Source organism: Paenibacillus thiaminolyticus (assembly GCF_003591545.1).
GTDB classification, from domain to species: domain Bacteria; phylum Bacillota; class Bacilli; order Paenibacillales; family Paenibacillaceae; genus Paenibacillus_B; species Paenibacillus_B thiaminolyticus_A.
Genome location: NZ_QYZD01000094.1, coordinates 1 through 1,953 on the forward strand (window position 1 = coordinate 1; position 1,953 = coordinate 1,953).

Annotated in this window: 1 protein-coding gene; it reads right to left on the minus strand. The window is 60.9% G+C overall.

Annotated features, from left to right (window positions below):
• Nucleotides 1-1,953: non-ribosomal peptide synthetase (locus tag DQX05_RS30040; protein WP_147385256.1), on the minus strand; the 1,953-nt coding region annotated here is incomplete at both ends.

Here is a 1,953-nt window from a genome sequence, read left to right on the forward strand (position 1 = left end):
GGAATAAGCCCAGCTTCACGAGCGGCCCTGTCTCTAAGCAGATGCCGGCCTGCAGCTCGCGGGCCTTCACTTCGACTAACCGGCTCCACGCCGGCTCTGCCCGCTCTTCCTGCAAGTCGTACTCTTGCCGGAAGTCGAATACTTCCAAGCCGTAACGTTCTCCTTCATCCACGGCCCGGTTCCAAGCCGCGTAACTGCCGTCCGCTGTAGGCGCGAACACCATCCGCAGCGCATCATGGTGAACCGTGATCCGCTTCATCGCTAGGTGCAGCGCCTGCACGTCAAACCGCTCCTCCCGGTACAGCATCACGGCTTGGTTGAAGTGATGCGCATCGGCCAGCTCTCGCTCGGCAAACCAGTGCTGAATCGGCGTGAGCGGCACCGAACCCCGAATCTCTCCCTGTTCCGCGATGCGGCTAACCGGGGCGATATGATCGCTGAGCTGGGCTGCGGCCGGATACCGGAACAGCTCCTTCATGTCCAGCTTATAACCGGCCTGCATGAGCCGGGACATGGCTTGAATCGCCTTGATCGAGTCGCCTCCCAATTCGAAGAAGCTATCATGGATGCCGATACGCGGCACCCCGAGCACCTGCTGCCATACCGTCACCAGCGCTTGCTCCACCGCCGTGCGAGGGGCGGCATATGGCGCATGGGCCATGGCTGCATCCGGCTTCGGCAGCGCTTTGAGATCGATTTTACCGTTGGCCGTCAGCGGCAATTGCTCCAGCCTCACGAAGAAGGAAGGAACCATATACGCCGGCAGCGTTGTGGACAGCAAGCTGCGCAGCTCAGAAGGCTCCAGCTCGCCGCCGACAACATAGGCGCACAGCTGCATGCTTCCCGAAGCATCCGGCAGCGCGGCCACGACGGCCTCGCTTACCTGCGCCGACCGCAGCAGTTCGGCTTCGATCTCGCCCGGTTCGATCCGATGGCCACGGATCTTGACTTGTCCGTCCATCCGGCCCATATACTCGAGATTGCCGTCCGGCAGCCAGCGCGCCAAGTCCCCTGTCAGGTAGATACGCTCGCCGGGCGCAAACGGACTGGCAGCGAACCGCTCCGCCGTCAGCTCCGGCTGATTGAGGTATCCGCGGGCCAATCCCGGCCCGCTGATGCACAGCTCGCCCGGTACGCCGATCGGCTGCAGTTGTCCATTCGCATCCAGCACATACATTTTCGTCTGGCCAATGGCTCTGCCAAGCGTATGAGACTGCCGTGGATCGCTGACCGGCAAGGCGGCCGTCACCACGCTGTTTTCCGTCGGCCCATATTCGCTAACAAACTTAATCTGACGGTGAGTCAGCATCTTTTCAATCAACGCCGCGCTGATCTTCTCCCCGCCGGTGACCACGCTCCGTACGGTGCCCAGCTGTTCCGGCTCGATCATGTCGAGCAGTGCCGCGAGCAGACCGGTTGGGAACTGTGCATGCGTGATCTTCTGCTCGGCAAGCGTACGAATAATGACTGCCGGATCGCTTAGCTCTTCATCGCGCAGCATCACGACGGTCGCGCCCGCAACGAGAGGGCCGAAGAAGTGCGAGATGAACGCATCGAACACGAACGGGCTGGCATGCAGCACCCGGCCGCCGTTGAAGTCATAGGTTTCTGTCTTCCACTGTAGCGTATGAACGATGCTCCTATGCTCCACCATGACGCCTTTCGGCTGACCGGAAGTTCCAGAAGTATAGATCACATACGCCAAATTGTCGCCATTCGCAGAGCTCGGAAGATCTTCCGGCGATTCCAAATCAATACGGTCATCATCCAAGCCTAGCACCGGACAAGAAGCCGCCTCCTGTGCCGTTCCGGACAGCAGCAGGGTCGCACCGCTGTTCTCCAGCAGGAACCACACGCGTTCGGCCGGATCCTGCGGCGATATCGGCAGATAGGCTGCCCCGGCCTTCAACACGGCAAGCAGCGCGATAGCCATATTCACGGAGCGTTCGAGCT